Source organism: Caulobacter sp. CCUG 60055, assembly GCF_022750545.1.
Taxonomy (GTDB): Bacteria; Pseudomonadota; Alphaproteobacteria; order Caulobacterales; family Caulobacteraceae; genus PUIC01.
Genome location: NZ_PUIC01000005.1, coordinates 328,575 through 345,610 on the forward strand (window position 1 = coordinate 328,575; position 17,036 = coordinate 345,610).

Sequence of the window (17,036 nt, forward strand, 5' to 3'; positions counted from 1 at the left end):
GCATGGCCGACGCCGCCCCCGAAGCCCCTCAGCCGCAGCCCGTCGCCCCGGCCGACGACAAGACGATGCCCATCGTCGTCTACGCCCTCTATCTGGCGACCTGCCTGACCTTCGGGCTGGCCTCGGTGGTCGGCCTCGTGCTGGCCTACGTCAACAAGGAGGCCGCCCCCGACTGGATCAAGAGCCACTACGTCTTCCAGATCCGCACGTTCTGGATCTGGCTGATCGCCAGCTTCGTCGGCGGCGTGCTGACGGTGATCGGCGTCGGCGTGCTGATCCTGCTGGCGGCGGGCGTCTGGTTCGCGGTCCGCTCGATCGTCGGCCTGGTCAAGCTGATCAACGGCGAGGCCTATCCGAACCCGCAGTCCTGGTTCATCTGAGGAGCCCGCCCATGAGCGCCGCAGACGCCGAACCCGCCCCCGCCAGGGGCTCCGAGGACCGCCTCGCCCCAGCCATCGTCTATGGCCTCTACCTGCTCGGCCTGACCCACGGCCTGACCATCGTCATCGGCCTGGTGGTCGCCTATGCGACGCGGGGCGGGGCGGGCCCCCGCGCCGCCAGCCACCTGACCTTCCTGATCCGCACCTTCTGGCTGTCCATCGCCTGGTTCGTGATCGGCGCGGCGCTGACCGTGGTCGGCGCGATCTTCACCCTGGTGCTGGTCGGCATCCCCGTGCTCTGGCTGGGGCTGACGATCTGCGGCCTGATCTGGCTCTGGATGCTGATCCGCTGCGTGGTCGGCGCGATCGTCCTGGCGCAGGGCGACGCCCATCCGCGGCCCTACACCTGGTGGTTCTAGGCCGCTCGGCGCCGGGCGAGAAAAAAGGCCCTCCCCTTGCGGGGAGGGCCTCGTCGTTTCAGGCTGGGGCTGGGCGGCTCAGGCCACCGCCGCCAGTTCGCGCCGCACCAGCTTGGCGTAGTCGTCCATCAGGGTGAGCGAGATGTGGCCGGGCTTGTAGACGTGGGGGCCGATCTCGGCCACCGGCGTCACCTCGGCGGCGGTGCCGACGATGAACACTTCCGAGAAGGTCGGCAGCTCGTCGCCCGGAATGTGGCGCTGGACCACCTCGAAGCCCCGCTTGCGGGCCAGGCCGATCACCGTGCGGCGGGTGATGCCGTCCAGGAAGCAGTCCGGCTCGGGCGTGTGGATGACCCCGTCGCGCACCAGGAACATGTTGGCGCCCGTCGCCTCGGCCACATAGCCGCGCCAGTCGAGCATCAGCGCGTCGGCGTAGCCCTCCTTTTCGGCGGCGTGCTTGGAGATGGTGCAGATCATATAGAGTCCGGCGGCCTTGGACGCGGTCGGCGCGGTCTCCGGCGACGGCCGCTTGTACTTGGCGAAGGTCAGGCGGATGCCCTTGGCCTTCTCTTCGGGCTTGAAGTAGCTCGGCCAGTCCCAGGCGGCGATGGCCACGTGGATCTTGGTGGCCTGGGCCGACACGCCGATCTGCTCGGGCCCGCGCCAGGCGATCGGGCGCAGGTAGCAGTCGGTCAGGCCGTTCTTGGCGGCGGTCGCCTTGCAGGCCTCGTCGATCTCCTCCACCGTGTACGGAATCTTGAAGTCGAGGATTTCGGCCGACCGGAACAGGCGCTCGGTATGTTCTCTCAGCGCGAAAATCTCCCCGCCATACATGCGTTCGCCCTCGAACACCGCCGAGGCGTAGTGCAATGCATGGGTCAGTACGTGCACCTTCGCGTCCCGCCAGGGCACAAATTGCCCGTCCAGCCAAATAAAGCCGTCGCGGTCATCGAAGGGAACGAGTGACATGAGCGAAAATTCTCCTCTCGCATTGACGGGGGATTTAAACGCTTCCAAAGACGCGGCGTCAAACGATACGCGCGCTATAGCACCGATCTTTTTCGCATGAACGCCCTTCCCGACGCCCGCCTGGTCCTCAGGGAGGAAGAGCTCGACGCGGCGCTGGAGCTGCTGATGCTGTCGGAGGCCGCGCTGTGGGCCGCCTGCGACGCCGCCCTGGACGCCGAACCCGAGCGCCGGCCGCCCCTCGGGCGCGGCCATTATCGCGCCGCCTTCCTGCTCAAGCGCCGGCCGGGGGTCGGCGTCCAGGAGCTGTCGCGCCTGACCGGCCTGTCCAAGCAGGGGGCCAGCAAGGTGCTGGGCGACCTGGAGCGGCACGGCCTGGCGGCGCGCGAGGCCGGCGAGCACGACGCCCGCCGCCGCCCCGCCAGCCTGACGCCGGCCGGGGCGGTCTTCGAGGCGCGGGTGTCGGAACGCTTGCGCGGCCTGCTGGCGCGGGCCTATCGCAGCGGGGGCCTTGACGCGGTGGGCGGGGCCCGGCGCATCCTCGCGGCCATGGCCGGGCCGCGCCTGAACGTCGGCCGCAGCCGTCGCGGAGAGACTGAGTGAACGGACGCAACCTCGATGGCCGTGAACGCCACCTGCTGGTGGTCGACGACGACAACCGCATCCGCGACCTGCTCAAGGAGTACCTGAACCGCGCCGGCTTCCGGGTCACCGGCGCCGCCGACGCAGCCTCGGCGCGACGGCTCATGGAGACCCTGGACTTCGACCTGCTGGTCTTCGACGTGATGATGCCGGGCGAGGACGGCTTCTCGCTGACGCGCTGGGTGCGCGAGCGGGCCGACACGCCGGTGCTGATCCTCACCGCGCGCGGCATGGCCGGCGACCGCATCGAGGGCCTGACGATCGGGGCCGACGACTATCTGCAAAAGCCCTTCGACCCGCAGGAGCTGCTGCTGCGGATCGAGGCCATCCTGCGCCGCACCGGCGCCAAGCCCAGGCCGGGCGGCCGGGTGCAGTTCGGCCGCTGCGCCTTCGACCTCGACCGGGGCGAGCTGTTCCGCGACGAGGCCCTGGTGCGGCTGACCGAGGCCGAGACCCAGCTGATGCGCCGGCTGGCCAACAGCCCGCACGCGGCGGTCGACCGGCTGGACCTGGCCCGCGACACCGCCGACATCACCGGCCGGGCGGTCGACGTCCAGGTCACCCGCCTGCGCCGCAAGATCGAGGACGATCCGAAGGCGCCGCGCTATCTGCAGACCGTGCGCGGCGTGGGCTACATGCTGGCGGCCGACTGATGCGCCGCCTGCTGTCGCGCTGGCTGTGGCCGCGGTCGGTCAAGAAGTGGCTGCCGACCACCCTGTTCGGCCGCAGCCTGCTGATCATCATCCTGCCCGTGGCGATCATGCAGGTGGTGGTGACCTGGGTGTTCTTCGACGCCCACTGGGAGGCGGTGACCAGCCGGCTGTCCGACAGCCTGGCCGGCGACATCGCCTGGGCGGTCGAGAGCTATCAGGACGATCCGAGCCCGCCGGCCCTGGCCCGCCTGGCCGCCCGCGCCGAACGGTCGATGGGCCTGTCCATCGCCCTGCAGCAGAACCGCAACCTGCCGACGGGCCGCCGCGCCTCGTTGTTCGCCGCCCTCGACCGGTCGCTGCAGCGCGCGCTGGAGGACCGGCTCGACGCCCCCTTCTGGTTCGACACCACCCGCTACCCCGCCTATGTCGACATCCGCGTGCAGGTCAAACAGGGGGTGTTGCGCATCATCGCCCCGCGCGACCGGGCCTTCGCCACGCGCGGGCACATCTTCATCCTCTGGCTGGTGGTGGCCACGGCCCTGCTGACCGCGGTGGCCGTCCTGTTCATCCGCAACCAGGTCCGGGCCATCGAGCGGCTGGCCGAGGCGGCCGACGCCTTCGGCCGGGGGCAGGACTCTCCCGACTTCAAGGCCCACGGCGCGCGCGAGGTGCGGCAGGCGGCGAACGCCTTCATCGCCATGCGCGAGCGCATCCAGCGCCACATCGACCAGCGCACCGCCCTGCTGGCCTCGGTCAGCCACGACCTGCGCACGCCGCTGACCCGCCTGAAGCTGGAAGCGGCCCTCGCCGAGCCGTCCCCCCGCGTCGAGAGCATCAAGCAGGACCTCGACGAGATGGAGCATATGATCGACGAGTATCTCGCCTTCGCCCGCGGCGAGGGCGGCGAGAGCGTCGACGCCGTCGCCCTGCGCCCGCTGGCCGAGGAGGTGGCCGAGGCCGCCGGCCGCGCCGGCGCGGCGGTCACGGTCGACGTCGACCCGGCCCTGACGATCGAGGTGCGGCGCAACGCCATCAAGCGGGCCCTGTCCAACCTGGCGATGAACGCCGCCGCGCACGGACACGTCGTCGAGATCGCGGCCCGGGCCCGCGTCGGCGGGGGGGTCGACATCGCCATCGACGACGACGGCCCCGGCATTCCCGAGGACCGGTACGAAGAGGCGTTCAAGCCGTTCAACCGCCTGGACGAGTCGCGCAACCAGAACGAAAAGGGCGTCGGCCTGGGCCTGGCCATCGCCCGCGACGCCGCGCGAAGCCATGGCGGCGACGTGGTGCTGTCGCGCTCGCCCCTGGGCGGCCTGCGCGCCGTCCTGCGCCTGCCCGGCTAGGAACGCCTGGCCCCCGGGGCGTCACGGCGGCGCCACGATCGGCCTTTAACCGTTGGCGGTCGAACAGGGGGGCGCATGACCATGGCCAAGACGACGAGATGGACCGGGCGGACGGCCCTGGGGGCGACGGCGGCGCTGGTCCTGGCGCTCGCCGCCTCGGCCGCCCCGCGCGAGGCCCTGACCAGCCAGGGGCTCGGGCCGGTCAAGGTCGGCATGACCCTGGCCGAGGCGCAGGCCGCGCTGGGCGGCGCCAAGCTGACGACGGCCGACAACGAGCCGGAGAACCCGCAGGGCTGCAAGATCGCCCGGCGCCTGGGCGCGGCGGTCAGCTACATGATCGAGAAGAACCGGATCGTCCGCATCGACGTCTTTCCGACGCCGGAGACCGGCCGCGTCCCACCCGACGTGCGCGCCGCCGCCGGGGTGGGGGTCGGCTCGACCGAGGCCGACCTGCGTCGCGCCTACGGCCGGGCGTTGAAGTCGTCGCCGCACCCGTATGACGAGAACGGCCGCTATTTCCGGGTCAACGACGCCGGCGGCCGGTCGGGCCTGATCTTCGAGACCTCGCACGGCCGGGTGACGTCGTTCCGGGCCGGACGCGAGCCGGCGCTGAGCTATATCGAAGGCTGCTCCTGAACCGGGGCCGCGCGTCCTAGAAGCCGGCGCCGACCTGCTTCAGCCGCTCGCGCAGGGTCTTCAGGCGCTTGTCGAGCTCGGCCATGGTGCGGTTGAGCGCGCCCTCGTCGTCGCGCCAGACCTGGAGCACGCGGGCCCACACGGCGGTCATCGCCGCGATGCGGACCGGCGTCGCCTCCACGCCGCCGGCCTCCAGCAGGGCCCGGGCGGTGCGCGGCAGACGCCGGGCCGCCGGCAGCGGGCCGTCGGCCTTGGCGACGGCGATCAGGGCGGCGCGGTGCGGCTCCATCGCCTCGATGCGGGCCATGGCCGCGTCGAACAGCCGGTCGTGGAGGTCGGCGTCGCCTTCGTGCGCGGCCGTGGCCAGGGCCGCGCGGTCGAAGCGGCGGGCCAGGTGGTCGACGATCCGCCCCTTGCTGTCGGCGAGCGCATAGAGGTCGGCCAGGGAGATCTCGGCCTTGGCCGCGATGTCGCGCAACGAGATCTGCGGCCAGGGGCGGTCGGCCGCCAGGGCCAGGGCCGCGGCGGCGGCGCGATCGAGGATGTCTTCGTCCGGCTTGCTCATGCCGCCTAGATGGCCGCTCGCGCCCGCCGCCACAAGGCGGCGTCAGCCAGCCAGTTCGCGCGAGCGGCGCACGGCCGCCTCGACCGCCGCGTCGAGCAGCGGACCAAGCCCGGCCTCGCCCGTCAGCACCGCCAGGGCGGCGGCGGTGGTGCCCCCCGGCGAGGTGACCTGCCGGCGCAGTTCGGCCGGCTCGCCCCCTTCGGCGTCGAGCAGCGCCGCCGCCGAGACGATGGTGGCGCGCGCCAGCGTCCGCGCCGTCTCGGCGGCCAGGCCCTGCCGCTCGCCCGCCGCCTCCAGGGCCTCGATGAAGGCGTAGAGGTAGGCCGGCGCCGATCCGGAGACGCCGACGGCGGCGTCCATCTGGGCCTCGTCCTCGATGTCGGCGGTGGTCGCCACCGGATCGAACAGGGCGTGGGCGGCGGCGCGGGCCGAGGCGTCCTCGGCGAAGATGCTGGCGACGCCCTTGGCGATGGCCACCCCGGTGGTGGGCATCACCCGCGCCGCGCGCCGGCCGCCGAAGGCCTGGGCGATGTCGGCTCCGCGCACGCCGGCGGCGATGGAGACGATCACGGCGTCCGCATGCAGACGCGGCGCGATGGCGGCCGCCGCCTCGCGCCAGGTCTGGGGCTTGACCGCCAGGAGCAGCGTCCGCGCCTCGGCCAGGGCCTCGTCGCCGGGGTTGAGCCGCGCGCCCGCCGCCTCGGCGGCGCGGGCCTCGTCGGAAGGATGCGGGTCCTTGATGATCAGATCGGCCGGCGCATAGGCCCCGACGCGGGACCAGCCCCGGATCAGGGCGCCGCCCATGCGGCCGGCGCCCAGCAGGAGAATCGGCGTCGCGGCCATCGCTTGCGCTCCCGTCGGCGGCGCGCCGCCGGAACTGGCCTCAGGCCTGGCCCACGGTCTCGAACATGCAGGCGGCCATGGCGTCCTCGGGGCTCTTGGAGCCCTTCAGCAGGAAGTCGAAAGCCGGATAGAAGCGGTCGGCCGCCTCCACCGCCGCGTCGATCATCGAGGCGGCCTGGGCCAGGGTCGGGCGCTCGCCCGACGGCAGGGCCAGCGAATGGCGGAACACCACCTCGCCGTCCTCGGTCCAGACCTCGAAATGGCCGAGCCAGACGCGCTGGTTGATCAGGGACAGCAGCTCATAGGCGGCGGCGCGCTTGGACTTGGGCGCGCGCATGTCCAGCGACAGGCAGAGCTGCAGGCAGTCGGCCTCCGGCCGCCAGGCGAACCACAGCTCGTAGTCCTTCCAGTCGCCGGCCAGGGCGAACGCCAGGTCGCCGTCCTCGGTGCGGTCGAAGGTCAGGTTCTCGGCCGTCAGGACATGCTCGACCACGTCCAGCGGATCGAGGCCGAAGTCGACTTCGTCTTCTTCCGAATGGGGGGTGTCCATGACCCTGACCAATCCTTCCGCGGGGCCCAGGACGGCGGAGATCCGCCGCTTTCAATCGCCCCTGATTTGGAATCCTAGTCTGCTTCGCGCAGTTCGTAACCGCCTTCACGTGGCGGGCGAGCCTATTTCGCGGGTTCGTCCACAGACTGTGTTTTCAAGGCCGCGACCTCGGCGCGCAAGGCGGCGATCTCGGCTTTCAGGCCGTCGAGCTCGTCGCGCCGCACCAGATCGAATTCGGCGACGGCGCGGTCGACCTGGGCGCGGAACGCGGCCTTGGCCTCCTCGCCGGCGGCCTGGGCCATGCCCATGGCGCTGGTCGTCAGCTTGGCGAACTCGTCGAGGAGCGGATTTTGCGTATGCATGCCCGCCTTATATGGGAAACCGGCCGCGAAAGCGAATAGGCGGCGAAATCCCCGCCTCCCCGCGCCGCGCCCGGCCTGCTAAACCGCTTGTCGAACGACCGTCGGGACCGGCCTGGCCGCCCCTGCGCAGAAGGATCGTCCATCGTGGTGTTTCCGAATTTCGACCCCTATGTGCTGGGCCTGCACTACGGCGACTTCGGTCTGCGCTGGTATGCGCTGGCCTATATCGCCGGCATCCTGCTGGGCTGGCGCTACGCCTCGGGACTGACGCGGAACGCCCGGCTGTGGGGAACGCGGACGCCGACGGCGACCCCGCCGCAGATCGACGACCTGATCCTGTGGATCACCCTGGGCGTCATCGGCGGCGGCCGGCTGGGCTACATCCTGTTCTACATGCTGACCCGCGCCGACCAGCGCGCCCTGATCGCCGAGCACCCGCTGGAGCTGATCAAGGTCTGGCATGGCGGCATGAGCTTCCACGGCGGCCTGATCGGGGTGATGCTGGCCGTGGCGTTCTTCGCCCGCGCCAACAAGCTGGACCTCCTGCGCGTGGGCGACCTGGTGGCGCCGGCCGTGCCCATCGGCCTGTTCTTCGGCCGGCTGGCCAACTTCATCAACGGCGAGCTGTGGGGGCGGGCCACCGACGCGGCCTGGGGCGTGGTCTTCTGCAACCAGCGCATCATGGAGGCCAACGGCGGCTATTGCCCGGCCGGGGACGCGCCGCGCCATCCCAGCCAGCTCTACGAGGCCCTGCTCGAGGGCGTGCTGCTGTTCCTGATCCTGCGCGTGGCCACCCACCGCCTGAAATGGCTGCAACGCCAGGGCGGGGTCAGCGGCCTGTTCCTGCTGTGCTACGGCCTGTTCCGCATCAGCCTGGAGAACGTGCGCGAACCCGACGCCGGGCTGAACCACCTGCCCCTCGGCCTGACCATGGGCATCCTGCTGTCGGTTCCGATGGTGGCCGGCGGCGCCTGGCTGGTCTGGCGCGCCGCGCGCGCCGCGCCGCCGGTCGAGGCCGCCGCGACGCCGCCGGCGGCATGAGCCTGAAGGACCGCCTCAAGGCCCAGATCGCCGCCGAAGGGCCGCTGACCGTCGCCCAGTACATGACCGCCTGCCTGCACGATCCGCAGGACGGCTACTACGCGGCCCGCCCGGCGCGAAGGCCCGTCCTCGGCGAGGACGGCGACTTCATCACCGCCCCCCTGGTCAGCCAGATGTTCGGCGAACTGATCGGCCTGTGGGCCGTCGAGGCCTGGAGCCGCCTGGGCCGGCCGGCGCGGTTCCGCCTGGTCGAGGCCGGGCCCGGCGACGGGACCCTGATGAGCGACCTGCTGCGCGCGGCCCGCCTCGCGCCCGACTTCCTGGCCGCCGCCGACCTGTGGCTGATCGAGACCTCGGCGCCGTTGCGCGCCCGCCAGGCCCAAGCCCTGGCCGGCCTCGCCCCGTCGCCCCGCTGGGCGGACGGCCTCGGCGAGGTTCCGGGCGGCGCGCCCCTGATCCTGGTCGCCAACGAATTGCTGGACTGCCTGCCGGTCCGCCAGTTCGTGCGCGACGCGGGCGGCTGGGCCGAGCGCATGGTCGGCCTCGGCCCCGACGGCGAGTTGGCCTTCGGCCTGCGCAAGGTTCCCGCACCCCGCATCGGGGCCGCCCCGCCCGTGGGCGCGGTGCTGGAGATCTCGGCGGCGCAGGCCGCCTTCGGCGCCGAGCTCGGGGCGCGGCTGGCCGCCGACGGCGGCGCGGCGCTGCTGATCGACTACGGCCGCGACCAGCCCGACGTCGGCGACACCCTGCAGGCCCTGCGCCGGCATCGGAAGGAATCGCCGCTGGCCTCGCCCGGTGAGGCGGACCTGACCGTCCACGCCGATTTCCCCGCCGTGCGGGCCGCCGCCGAGGCCGCCGGGGCGGCCAGCGCCATCCTCGCCCAGGCCGGGTTCCTGGAGCGGCTGGGCGTGCGCCAGCGGGCCGAGGCCCTGGCCCGCGCCCGCCCCGACCGCGCCGCGACCGTGGCGCGACAGCTTGCGCGGCTGACCGAGGCGGACCAGATGGGGGTTCTGTTCAAGGTCGCGGCCTTCTGGTCGCCGCCCGCCGCCGTTCCGCCCGCCTTCGAGGACGTCTGATGGCCGAGCTTCCCGTTCTGCGATCCGCGCTGCTGGCCGACCTGCCCGGGGTGCGCCACGCCTTCTTCAGCCGCAAGGGCGGGGTGTCCAAGGGGATTTATGAAGGCCTCAACGTCGGGCGCGGCTCCAAGGACGACCCCCGCGACGTCGCCGAGAACCGCCGCCGCGCCGCGGCCCATTTCGGCGCCGAGCCGGGCGCGCTGCTGACCTGCCACCAGATCCATTCCACCGTGGTGACGACCGCCGACGCGCCCTGGGGCGACGCCCGGCCCGAGGCGGACGGCGTGGCGACGACGACGCCGGGCCTGGTCTGCGGCGCCCTGGCCGCCGACTGCGCGCCGATCCTCTACGCCGACGCCGAGGCGCGGGTGGTGGCCGCCGTCCATTCCGGCTGGCGCGGCGCGCTCGGCGGCGTCCCCGGCGCGGCGGTCGAGACCATGATCGGCCTGGGCGCCGAACGCAGCCGCATCGTCGCCGTGGTCGGCCCCTGCATCGGCCCGGCCTCCTACGAGGTCGGGCTGGAGTTCCTCGACCGCTTCGAAGCCGAGGCGCCGGGCTCGGCGCGGTTCTTCCGGCCGGGCGCGGCCGGGGACAAGCGCCTGTTCGACCTGCCCGCCTTCGTGCTCCACCGCCTGGCCGAGGCCGGCGTCGCCCGCGCCGAATGGATCGGCGCCGACACCTGCGCCGACGAGGACTTCTTCTCCAACCGCCGGGCGTTCAAGCGCGGCGAGGGCGACTACGGCCGCCTGCTGTCGGCGATCGCCCTGGCCTGACGCCTTGCCGGCGGCGGCGATTTCGCGCAGACCGGGCGTGGGCGAACTGGAGGCGCAGGATGGAAGCTCCCGAGGTCGAGGGTCACCACTCTCATCATCACACGGGACACCGGTGGGTCGACCTGCTGCTGGCCGGCTGCGCCATCCTGATCTCGGTGATCTCGCTGTTCCTCGGCATCCATCACGGCCATACGATGGAGAAGCTGGTCCAGGCCAACACCTGGCCCTATCTCGACTACGGCACCAGCAACGCCACGCCGGACGGCGGGACCGACATCACCCTGCAATGGCACAACGCCGGGGTGGGGCCGGCGCGGGTCGAGACCTTCGAGGTGTTCTACAAGGACAAGGCCGTGGCCTCGCCGCGGGCCCTGTTGGACGCGTGCTGCCAACCCGCGGAGGGCGCCGGCAAGCCCCGCTTCATCACGTCGAGCCTGGGCGACATGGTCCTTCCGGCGCGGGAGACCACGCAGTTCCTGCGCATGCGGCCCGGCGATTCGTCCCCGGAGGTGATGCGCGCCTTCGACCAGGCCCGCGCCTCGATCGCCTCGCGCGTCTGCTACTGCTCGGTGTTCGACGAATGCTGGCTGCGCGACAGCCGCCAGCGCAAGCCCGAGGCGGTCAAGACCTGCCCCACGCCCGCGACGCCCTATCGCGACTGACCCCGTGCGGCGACTTTTCGCACCGCCGTATGATCAATCGAAACGAAATGGCTCTAGAAGCCTTTATCAGGCTGGTGCGCGTCGGCCGTCGAAACCGCTTCCCCTTTCGGCTGACGCGCACTAGAAGCTCGCGCGCATGACCCCCCAGGGAGTGTGACAGACCCATGAAGCTGCTCGCCGGCAACTCCAACCGCACCCTGGCCGAGGCCATCTCGGACTATCTCGACAACCCGCTGACCCGCGCCCAGGTGCGCCGGTTCGCCGACAACGAGGTGTTCGTCACCATCGACGAGAACGTCCGGGGCGAAGACGTCTTCATCATCCAGTCGACCAGCTATCCGGCCAACGACAACCTGATGGAGCTCTTGATCTGCATCGACGCGCTCAAGCGCGCCTCGGGCAAGCGGATCACGGCGGTGATGCCCTATTTCGGCTACGCCCGTCAGGACCGCAAGACCGGCGGCCGCACGCCGATCTCGGCCAAGCTGGTGGCCAACCTGATCACCCGCGCCGGCGCCGACCGGGTGCTGACCATGGACCTGCACGCCGGCCAGATTCAGGGCTTCTTCGACATCCCCACCGACAATCTTCTGCCGACGCCGCTGATCGCCAACGACATCCGCAACCACTACGGCCAGGGCGAAGGGGTGATGATCGTCTCGCCCGACGTCGGCGGCGTGGTGCGCGCGCGGGCGCTGGCCAAGCGGATCGACGCCGACCTGGCCATCGTCGACAAGCGCCGCTCGGGCCCGGGCGAGAGCGAGGTCATGAACATCATCGGCGAGGTCAAGGGCCGCCGCTGCATCCTGTTCGACGACATCGTCGATTCGGCCGGCACCCTGTGCAACGCCGCCGCCGCCATCATGGACCAGGGCGCCGAGTCGGTTTCGGCCTATGTGACGCACGGCGTGCTGTCGGGCGCGGCCAGCGACCGGGTGACCAAGTCGGTGCTGCGCGAGCTGGTGGTCACCGATTCGATCGAGCCGGCCGACCTCGTCCGCGGCTGCGAGAAGATCCGCGTGGTCAGCGTCGCGCCGCTGATCGGCGAGGCGATCCGGCGAATCGCCAACGAGGAATCGGTCTCCAAGCTGTTCGATTGACCTGGCCGGCGACGCGGGGCGCGGGCGGATGACCCAGTTGATCCTCCTGCCCGGCCTGCTGAACGACGCCGAGCTGTGGCGCGACGAGATCGCCGCCCTGTCGCCCCTTGTCGATTGCCGTGTCGGCGACCTGACGCGGGGCGAGACCATGGCTGCCCTGGTCGACGACGTCCTCGCCGTGGCCGAGCCGACCTTCGCCCTCGCCGGTTTCTCGTTCGGCGGCTATGTCGCCCTGCAGGTGCTGGCCCGCGCGCCGGAACGGGTGGAGCGCCTCGCCCTGATCGGCACGTCGGCCCACGCCGACGGTCCGGCGCGACAGGCCCAGAGGCGGGCCCTCGACCAGGCCGCCCGCCAACCCGGCCGCTTCACCGGCATCGGCGAGCGGATGCTGGCCAGCTATGTCGCCCCCGCCCGCCTGGGCGACCGCGAGCTGGCCGAGCGCGTGCAGGCCATGACCCGCCGGCTGGGCCGCGACGTCTTCCTGAGGCAGAACGCCGTCGAGCGGCCGGACGGCGAGGCCGCGCTGCGGGCCTTCCCGCGCCCGGTGCTGATTCTCTGCGGCGAACACGACGTCATCCGCCCGCCCGCCGAGCACCGCGACATGGCCGGAATGGCGCCGGACGCCGAGCTGATCGTCGTCCCCGACGCCGGGCATCTGGTTCCGATGGAGCGCCCCCTCGACGTCGCCGAGGCCATGCGGCGCTGGCTTTCGCGGCCGCCCAGAGATTTTCCCTGAGGCGTCGCCGTAATGCGCGGCCGAACGGTGCGTTATGGTCAACACATGGTTAAGATCGGCGCGGCCATAATCTCGACCACACCGCTTTATAGCTCTCCGCAAACTGTATCCTTGGGGGACACGCCGGCATGAAATCCGCTCAGCGCGCCCGATATTCCGCGACCTTGGCGGCGATCTTCGCCGCCGGACTGGCCTTGGCCGCCTGTAATACGCCCGCGCCGCCGCCGCCTCCGCCGCCGCCTCCGGCCGCGCCGCCGCCCGTGGCCCTGACCTCGCGGGTCATCGAGGCCGCCGCCGCCTACAAGGCCTACATGGACAAGACCGCCAAGATCAGCCCCGACTTCAAGGACGGCGATCAGGTGGCCCAGTCGGTGCGCGACGCCGCCGGCTACGAGACCGGCGGCCTGCAGAAGGGCGCGGCCGCCTACGCCGCCGTCGCGGCGTTGCAGGACGCCGGCTTCGTGGCCAACGTCCGCGTCTACGCCGTCGATCCCGCCCAGCGCCGCGACATGGTCGCCAAGATCATGGCCGACCCGACCTACGTTCTGGGCGTCAAGGGCGCGGACGCCGCCGCCGGCCTGGCCGTCGCCGCCCTGGACGACGCCGGCGCCAAGGTCGTGACCAGCGGCAAGGCGGTCAAGCAGGCCGCCTACAGCGTGCAGCACTCGGCCTGGTCCAAGGCCGACGTGCCGGGCCGGGACGCCCGCCTGGCCCTGGCCAAGAGCCTGTCGGGAACCATGCCGCCGGCGGCGGTGGACGATTCGGCCAAGCTGCAGTCGGCCACCACGGGCGCGCCGAGCTCGCTGGGCCTGACCGGCGCGGCCTTGCCGCCGCCCTATACGCCGACCGTGGTGCGCGGCCTGGCGGTGGCCGCCATCGCCGCCCTGGGCGAGGCCACCGACGTCAACGCCGACAACCTGATGCTGCTGCTGGCCGACCCCGGCACCGAGCAGTGCCTGAGGATGGCCAAGCTGAACCTCTATCAGTGCCTGGCCGTGGCCCGGCCCCATTACGAGGACATCTTCTGCCTGGGCCAGCACGAGATGATCGACACCGGCCAGTGCATCGTGAAGGCGGCCGGGGCGCCCAAGCCGGTCGAGGCCGTAGCGCCGCCGCCGCCGGAGAAGCCCGTCCCGGCCAAGAAGCCGACCAAGAAGGCGGCGGCCAAGAAGAAAAAGAAGTAGCTTCGGCTCCTTACGAACGACACGGTCCGCTCCGCCTTGCATGGCGGGGCGGATGCGTGTATCTAGCCGCACCCTATTCATCCGACCGACGCCGCGCGGATTTGCGCGGCGGTTTCGTTTTGAGAGCATGGCCATGGCCGAGATCGTCCTTAACGTCGAAGTCCGCGAGCGCACCGGCACCGGCGGCGCCCGTGAAACCCGCCGCGCCGGCCTCGTGCCCGGCGTCCTTTACGGCGGAGACCGCGACCCGGTCGCCGTGGCCGTGAAGTCCAACGAGTTCCGAAAGGCGCTCTACACCGGCAAGCTGCTGGGCCACCTGGTGACCCTGAAGCACGGCGCCGAGACCCAGCCGGTCATCGCCAAGGCCATCGACTTCCACCCGGTCACCGACGAGCCGTGGCACTTCGACCTGTACCGGGTCGACGAGCACCAGCAGGTCAAGATCGCGATCGTGGTCCACTTCAAGAACCAGGACGCCTCGCCAGGCCTGAAGCGTGGCGGCGCCCTGACCGTGGCCCTGCACGAAGTCGAAATCCTGGCCGCCGCCGACCAGATCCCGGAAGAACTGGTCGTCGACCTGACCGGCCTGGACATCGGCGCCCACATCAACGCCTCGGACATCAAGCTGCCCAAGGGCGTGACCCTGGCCGGCAAGGAAGACCTGGTCGTCGCCTCGATCACCGGCTCTTCGGCCCAGGCCGCAGAGGAAGCCGCGGCGGAAGCCGCCTCGGGCGAAGCCTGATCCGCTTCAGCCTGTAACGGGCGCTGGCGATGTTGATCCTGGCTGGTCTCGGCAATCCCGGGGCGAAGTACGAGAACAACCGCCACAACATCGGCTTCATGGCCGTCGACGAAATCGCGCGCCGGTGGAGGTTCTCCGCCGGCCGCAGTCGTTTTCAGAGCCTGACCGCCGAGGGGCAGATCGACACGCCCGAGGGCCCGGTGCGCGCCCTCCTGATGAAGCCCCAGACCTTCTACAACGAGACCGGCCGCGCGGTGGGCGAGGCCATGAAGTTCTTCAAGCTGACCCCGGCCGACGTGGTGATCTTCTACGACGAGATCGACATGGCCCCCGGACGGTTCCGCATGAAGACCGGCGGCGGGGCGGCCGGCAACAACGGCATCCGCTCGGTGACCAGCCAGATCGGGCCCGACTTCCGCCGCGCCCGCCTGGGCACCGGCCATCCGGGTCACAAGGACCGGGTGATGGGCCATGTGCTGTCGGATTTCCACAAGGTCGAGCGCCCCTGGGTCGAGGCCCTGACGCGGGCCTGCGCCGACGCCCTGCCCCTGCTCGCCGCCGGCGAGGACGAGCGCTATCAGGCCGAGGTCATGCGCCTGGCCCCCGCCGAGAAGATCGACCCGCGCAAGGCGGCGCGCGCCTCGGATTGACCGGGCCGGCTCCCATATAGGATAGCTCTTGCCGGTACCTGCGAAGGCGTCCTGATGTCCCTGCCCCTGCCCCTGCTGGGCCTGTCCCTGCTGTTCTCGATCCTGCTGTGCGTGCACGTGGTGCGCAGCGGCCGCGAGATGTACTGGCTGTTCATCATCCTGATGTTCCAGCCCCTGGGCGGACTGGTCTATCTGGTCGCCATCGTCATGCCGGAGATGATGCGCGGACCCGCGGCGCGGAAGATGGGCGAGGCCGCGCGCGACACCCTCGATCCCCAGCGCGAGTACCGCGAGGCCAGGCAGGCCTGCGACGACAGCCCCACCGTGCACAACCGCATGAAGCTGGCCGCCGCCGCCGCCGACCTCGGCCGCCACGACGAGGCCGAGGCGCTGTACCGCGAGGCGGCCCAGGGCGTGCACGCCGACGATCCGGCTCTGCTGACCGGCCGCGCGCGGGCGCTGGTCGAGCTGAACCGGCCGGCGGAGGCCCTGGCCTTGCTCGAACAACTGGACGGCTCGGGCGACGCCGCCCGGACGCCGCAGGCGACGCTGACCCGGGCGCGGGCCTACCAGGCCCTGGGACGCGTCGGCGAGGCCGACCGGGCCTATCAGGACGCCGTGGTCCGCTTCCACGGCCTGGAGGCCCTGGCCCGCCAGGCGGCCTTCCTGGCCGAGGCCGGCCGCAAGGGCGAGGCCCAGGCCGTGCTGGCCGACATCGACGGCCGCATCGCCAAGGCCAATCCGCATTTCCGCAAGGAAGGCCGCGCCTGGCGCGACTTCGCTGCGATGGCAGTGGCGGGGCGTTAGTTCAGGACGCGCCCGGCAGGACGCAGCCCTTGGCTGCGGGCGCCTTCTGGCAAAATCGCCCCCGGGTCTCCTTGAAAATCTCCTTCCACTGATTGCGGAGGGCTGTTCCAACATCCCCCGCAACCTGCTTTTGCTGTCCCACAAGGTGTCGCCCAGTGGCTCCCTCGAAAAAGGCGAGCGCTGTGTCAAGTTCGTCTGGGGTAAATGTTCGCGCATAAACTTCTGCGGCGGTATCGATGAGCTTAGGCTTGTATTCCACGGCTATTTCCTGCGCCGCTTCGAACAGCGCTTTACGCTCGTCAGCCGTGAACGTGGAAGCTCGATCCTCCGCGTAGAGGCCGCCCAACACGCGCTCCTGATAGGCCTTCACCGCTGAATCCAGTCCCATGGCGAGAACCAGCCGACGGGCTTTGGCGACGATTTCTGGCGCGGATGGCGGCGGCGCCGGCCCATCCTTTGGGACGGAGAAACGCAGCGGTATGCGAACCTCGCTTTCTACTGGCTGCCCCTTCCTGAGCGCCGGGCGGAAGCGAAGCTGCGGAGTCAAGCTGAGCGCCGCCTCTCCGAAACCCATTCCTTGGGGCTCCTCCGTCAGCACGCCGCAGGCCTTCAGGTTTCCCTCCACGGCGACGCGGCATTGGAGCTGGACATAGCCTGGCGTCTCGCTCTTAGCGGCAGCCTGCGGGTACACCCACATCATCTGTTCATCGGTCGGCTTCACGAGCCAATCCGGCTTCGTATCGATGTGAGCATCGGCCATAGTTGCGCCCATGGACGCGACGGCCAGAAATACGGTCAGCATGGCAGTCCCCCCTTCGCACAGACTCTCGCCATCGCTGCGCAGAAGATCAAGGCGCGCATGACGCGAGTTGGCCGCTATTCTGGTTCGCCATCGGGGTGCAG

The 17,036-nt window shown here is 71.1% G+C and carries 22 protein-coding genes; 16 read left to right on the top strand and 6 right to left on the bottom strand.

Annotated features, from left to right (window positions below; all coding sequences use genetic code 11):
- The first annotated feature begins 2 nt into the window (after nucleotides 1–2).
- Complete coding sequence (locus C5708_RS10430; RefSeq protein ID WP_242920723.1) at nucleotides 3–380, top strand: DUF4870 domain-containing protein; 378 nt, start codon at nucleotides 3–5, stop codon at nucleotides 378–380.
- A gap of 11 nt (nucleotides 381–391) precedes the next feature.
- Nucleotides 392–799, top strand: coding sequence for a hypothetical protein (locus C5708_RS10435; protein WP_242920724.1), 408 nt, complete (start codon nucleotides 392–394; stop codon nucleotides 797–799).
- 78 nt (nucleotides 800–877) lie between these two features.
- Here the strand turns inward: C5708_RS10435 and C5708_RS10440 are convergent, their stop codons facing one another.
- Nucleotides 878–1,768: a branched-chain amino acid aminotransferase gene (locus C5708_RS10440; protein WP_242920725.1), complete on the bottom strand. Its 891-nt coding sequence runs from the start codon at nucleotides 1,766–1,768 to the stop codon at nucleotides 878–880.
- A gap of 96 nt (nucleotides 1,769–1,864) precedes the next feature.
- Between C5708_RS10440 and C5708_RS10445 the strand changes: the two genes are divergently transcribed.
- The 4 genes from C5708_RS10445 (at nucleotide 1,865) to C5708_RS10460 (ending at nucleotide 5,042) form a co-directional block, all read left to right on the top strand.
- Complete coding sequence (locus tag C5708_RS10445) at nucleotides 1,865–2,368, top strand: helix-turn-helix domain-containing protein (protein WP_242920726.1); 504 nt, start codon at nucleotides 1,865–1,867, stop codon at nucleotides 2,366–2,368.
- A complete protein-coding gene (locus C5708_RS10450) occupies nucleotides 2,365–3,060 on the top strand; it encodes a response regulator (protein WP_242920727.1) in 696 nt (231 codons plus the stop codon). Before C5708_RS10445 ends, C5708_RS10450 begins: the two co-directional genes overlap by 4 nt.
- On the top strand, nucleotides 3,060–4,406 hold the full coding sequence (locus C5708_RS10455) for an ATP-binding protein (protein ID WP_242920728.1): 1,347 nt from the start codon (nucleotides 3,060–3,062) through the stop codon (nucleotides 4,404–4,406). The genes C5708_RS10450 and C5708_RS10455 overlap by 1 nt, the downstream gene beginning before the upstream one ends.
- A gap of 81 nt (nucleotides 4,407–4,487) precedes the next feature.
- The gene (locus tag C5708_RS10460; RefSeq protein WP_242920729.1) at nucleotides 4,488–5,042 is read left to right on the top strand and encodes a hypothetical protein; all 555 of its coding nucleotides are present in this window, start codon (nucleotides 4,488–4,490) and stop codon (nucleotides 5,040–5,042) included.
- Between the two features lie 16 nt (nucleotides 5,043–5,058).
- Here C5708_RS10460 and C5708_RS10465 read toward each other — a convergent pair whose 3' ends face one another.
- The 4 genes from C5708_RS10465 to C5708_RS10480 form a co-directional block, all read right to left on the bottom strand.
- On the bottom strand, nucleotides 5,059–5,607 hold the full coding sequence (locus C5708_RS10465; RefSeq protein WP_242920730.1) for a TetR family transcriptional regulator: 549 nt from the start codon (nucleotides 5,605–5,607) through the stop codon (nucleotides 5,059–5,061).
- Nucleotides 5,608–5,649: 42 nt separating this feature from the next.
- The gene (gene proC, locus C5708_RS10470) at nucleotides 5,650–6,450 is read right to left on the bottom strand and encodes a pyrroline-5-carboxylate reductase (protein WP_242920731.1); all 801 of its coding nucleotides are present in this window, start codon (nucleotides 6,448–6,450) and stop codon (nucleotides 5,650–5,652) included.
- Nucleotides 6,451–6,490: 40 nt separating this feature from the next.
- Nucleotides 6,491–7,000, bottom strand: a complete 510-nt coding sequence (locus tag C5708_RS10475) for a YbjN domain-containing protein (protein WP_242920732.1) — start codon at nucleotides 6,998–7,000, stop codon at nucleotides 6,491–6,493.
- Between the two features lie 122 nt (nucleotides 7,001–7,122).
- Nucleotides 7,123–7,362, bottom strand: a complete 240-nt coding sequence (locus C5708_RS10480; protein ID WP_242920733.1) for an accessory factor UbiK family protein — start codon at nucleotides 7,360–7,362, stop codon at nucleotides 7,123–7,125.
- Between the two features lie 144 nt (nucleotides 7,363–7,506).
- Here C5708_RS10480 and lgt point away from each other — a divergent pair, with 144 nt between their 5' ends.
- The 10 genes from lgt (at nucleotide 7,507) to C5708_RS10530 (ending at nucleotide 16,133) form a co-directional block, all read left to right on the top strand.
- On the top strand, nucleotides 7,507–8,403 hold the full coding sequence (gene lgt, locus C5708_RS10485; RefSeq protein ID WP_242920734.1) for a prolipoprotein diacylglyceryl transferase: 897 nt from the start codon (nucleotides 7,507–7,509) through the stop codon (nucleotides 8,401–8,403).
- Nucleotides 8,400–9,479, top strand: coding sequence for an SAM-dependent methyltransferase (locus C5708_RS10490; protein ID WP_242920735.1), 1,080 nt, complete (start codon nucleotides 8,400–8,402; stop codon nucleotides 9,477–9,479). Before lgt ends, C5708_RS10490 begins: the two co-directional genes overlap by 4 nt.
- Nucleotides 9,479–10,252: a peptidoglycan editing factor PgeF gene (pgeF, locus tag C5708_RS10495; protein WP_242920736.1), complete on the top strand. Its 774-nt coding sequence runs from the start codon at nucleotides 9,479–9,481 to the stop codon at nucleotides 10,250–10,252. Before C5708_RS10490 ends, pgeF begins: the two co-directional genes overlap by 1 nt.
- 59 nt (nucleotides 10,253–10,311) lie before the next feature.
- Entirely contained in the window at nucleotides 10,312–10,914 is a 603-nt protein-coding gene (locus C5708_RS10500) for a hypothetical protein (protein WP_242920737.1), read from the top strand.
- 164 nt (nucleotides 10,915–11,078) lie between these two features.
- Nucleotides 11,079–12,014: a ribose-phosphate pyrophosphokinase gene (locus C5708_RS10505; protein ID WP_242920739.1), complete on the top strand. Its 936-nt coding sequence runs from the start codon at nucleotides 11,079–11,081 to the stop codon at nucleotides 12,012–12,014.
- 28 nt (nucleotides 12,015–12,042) lie between these two features.
- The gene (locus C5708_RS10510) at nucleotides 12,043–12,750 is read left to right on the top strand and encodes an alpha/beta hydrolase (RefSeq protein ID WP_242920741.1); all 708 of its coding nucleotides are present in this window, start codon (nucleotides 12,043–12,045) and stop codon (nucleotides 12,748–12,750) included.
- 128 nt (nucleotides 12,751–12,878) lie between these two features.
- A complete protein-coding gene (locus tag C5708_RS10515; RefSeq protein WP_242920743.1) occupies nucleotides 12,879–13,934 on the top strand; it encodes a hypothetical protein in 1,056 nt (351 codons plus the stop codon).
- 133 nt (nucleotides 13,935–14,067) lie between these two features.
- Nucleotides 14,068–14,676, top strand: a complete 609-nt coding sequence (locus tag C5708_RS10520) for a 50S ribosomal protein L25/general stress protein Ctc (RefSeq protein WP_242920745.1) — start codon at nucleotides 14,068–14,070, stop codon at nucleotides 14,674–14,676.
- Between the two features lie 29 nt (nucleotides 14,677–14,705).
- Nucleotides 14,706–15,326, top strand: a complete 621-nt coding sequence (gene pth / locus C5708_RS10525; protein WP_242920747.1) for an aminoacyl-tRNA hydrolase — start codon at nucleotides 14,706–14,708, stop codon at nucleotides 15,324–15,326.
- 54 nt (nucleotides 15,327–15,380) lie between these two features.
- Nucleotides 15,381–16,133 carry a tetratricopeptide repeat protein gene (locus C5708_RS10530; RefSeq protein WP_347567012.1) on the top strand — a complete coding sequence of 251 codons (753 nt, stop codon included), beginning with the start codon at nucleotides 15,381–15,383 and terminating at the stop codon, nucleotides 16,131–16,133.
- A 1-nt stretch (nucleotide 16,134) separates the two neighbouring features.
- On the opposite strand, the gene C5708_RS10535 is transcribed toward C5708_RS10530, so the two are convergent.
- Nucleotides 16,135–16,935: a TonB family protein gene (locus C5708_RS10535; protein ID WP_242920749.1), complete on the bottom strand. Its 801-nt coding sequence runs from the start codon at nucleotides 16,933–16,935 to the stop codon at nucleotides 16,135–16,137.
- Nucleotides 16,936–17,036 lie beyond the last annotated feature (101 nt).

Bases quoted from the DNA above. Each gene is read 5' to 3' on its own strand.
- C5708_RS10430 (WP_242920723.1), top strand. From the start codon at position 3: ATGGCCGACGCCGCCCCCGAAGCCCCTCAGCCGCAGCCCGTCGCCCCG.
- C5708_RS10435 (WP_242920724.1), top strand. From the start codon at position 392: ATGAGCGCCGCAGACGCCGAACCCGCCCCCGCCAGGGGCTCCGAGGAC.
- C5708_RS10440 (WP_242920725.1), bottom strand. From the start codon at position 1,768: ATGTCACTCGTTCCCTTCGATGACCGCGACGGCTTTATTTGGCTGGAC.
- C5708_RS10445 (WP_242920726.1), top strand. From the start codon at position 1,865: ATGAACGCCCTTCCCGACGCCCGCCTGGTCCTCAGGGAGGAAGAGCTC.
- C5708_RS10455 (WP_242920728.1), top strand. From the start codon at position 3,060: ATGCGCCGCCTGCTGTCGCGCTGGCTGTGGCCGCGGTCGGTCAAGAAG.
- C5708_RS10460 (WP_242920729.1), top strand. From the start codon at position 4,488: ATGGCCAAGACGACGAGATGGACCGGGCGGACGGCCCTGGGGGCGACG.
- C5708_RS10465 (WP_242920730.1), bottom strand. From the start codon at position 5,607: ATGAGCAAGCCGGACGAAGACATCCTCGATCGCGCCGCCGCCGCGGCC.
- proC (WP_242920731.1), bottom strand. From the start codon at position 6,450: ATGGCCGCGACGCCGATTCTCCTGCTGGGCGCCGGCCGCATGGGCGGC.
- C5708_RS10475 (WP_242920732.1), bottom strand. From the start codon at position 7,000: ATGGACACCCCCCATTCGGAAGAAGACGAAGTCGACTTCGGCCTCGAT.
- C5708_RS10480 (WP_242920733.1), bottom strand. From the start codon at position 7,362: ATGCATACGCAAAATCCGCTCCTCGACGAGTTCGCCAAGCTGACGACC.
- C5708_RS10490 (WP_242920735.1), top strand. From the start codon at position 8,400: ATGAGCCTGAAGGACCGCCTCAAGGCCCAGATCGCCGCCGAAGGGCCG.
- pgeF (WP_242920736.1), top strand. From the start codon at position 9,479: ATGGCCGAGCTTCCCGTTCTGCGATCCGCGCTGCTGGCCGACCTGCCC.
- C5708_RS10500 (WP_242920737.1), top strand. From the start codon at position 10,312: ATGGAAGCTCCCGAGGTCGAGGGTCACCACTCTCATCATCACACGGGA.
- C5708_RS10505 (WP_242920739.1), top strand. From the start codon at position 11,079: ATGAAGCTGCTCGCCGGCAACTCCAACCGCACCCTGGCCGAGGCCATC.
- C5708_RS10510 (WP_242920741.1), top strand. From the start codon at position 12,043: ATGACCCAGTTGATCCTCCTGCCCGGCCTGCTGAACGACGCCGAGCTG.
- C5708_RS10515 (WP_242920743.1), top strand. From the start codon at position 12,879: ATGAAATCCGCTCAGCGCGCCCGATATTCCGCGACCTTGGCGGCGATC.
- C5708_RS10520 (WP_242920745.1), top strand. From the start codon at position 14,068: ATGGCCGAGATCGTCCTTAACGTCGAAGTCCGCGAGCGCACCGGCACC.
- pth (WP_242920747.1), top strand. From the start codon at position 14,706: ATGTTGATCCTGGCTGGTCTCGGCAATCCCGGGGCGAAGTACGAGAAC.
- C5708_RS10530 (WP_347567012.1), top strand. From the start codon at position 15,381: ATGTCCCTGCCCCTGCCCCTGCTGGGCCTGTCCCTGCTGTTCTCGATC.
- C5708_RS10535 (WP_242920749.1), bottom strand. From the start codon at position 16,935: ATGCTGACCGTATTTCTGGCCGTCGCGTCCATGGGCGCAACTATGGCC.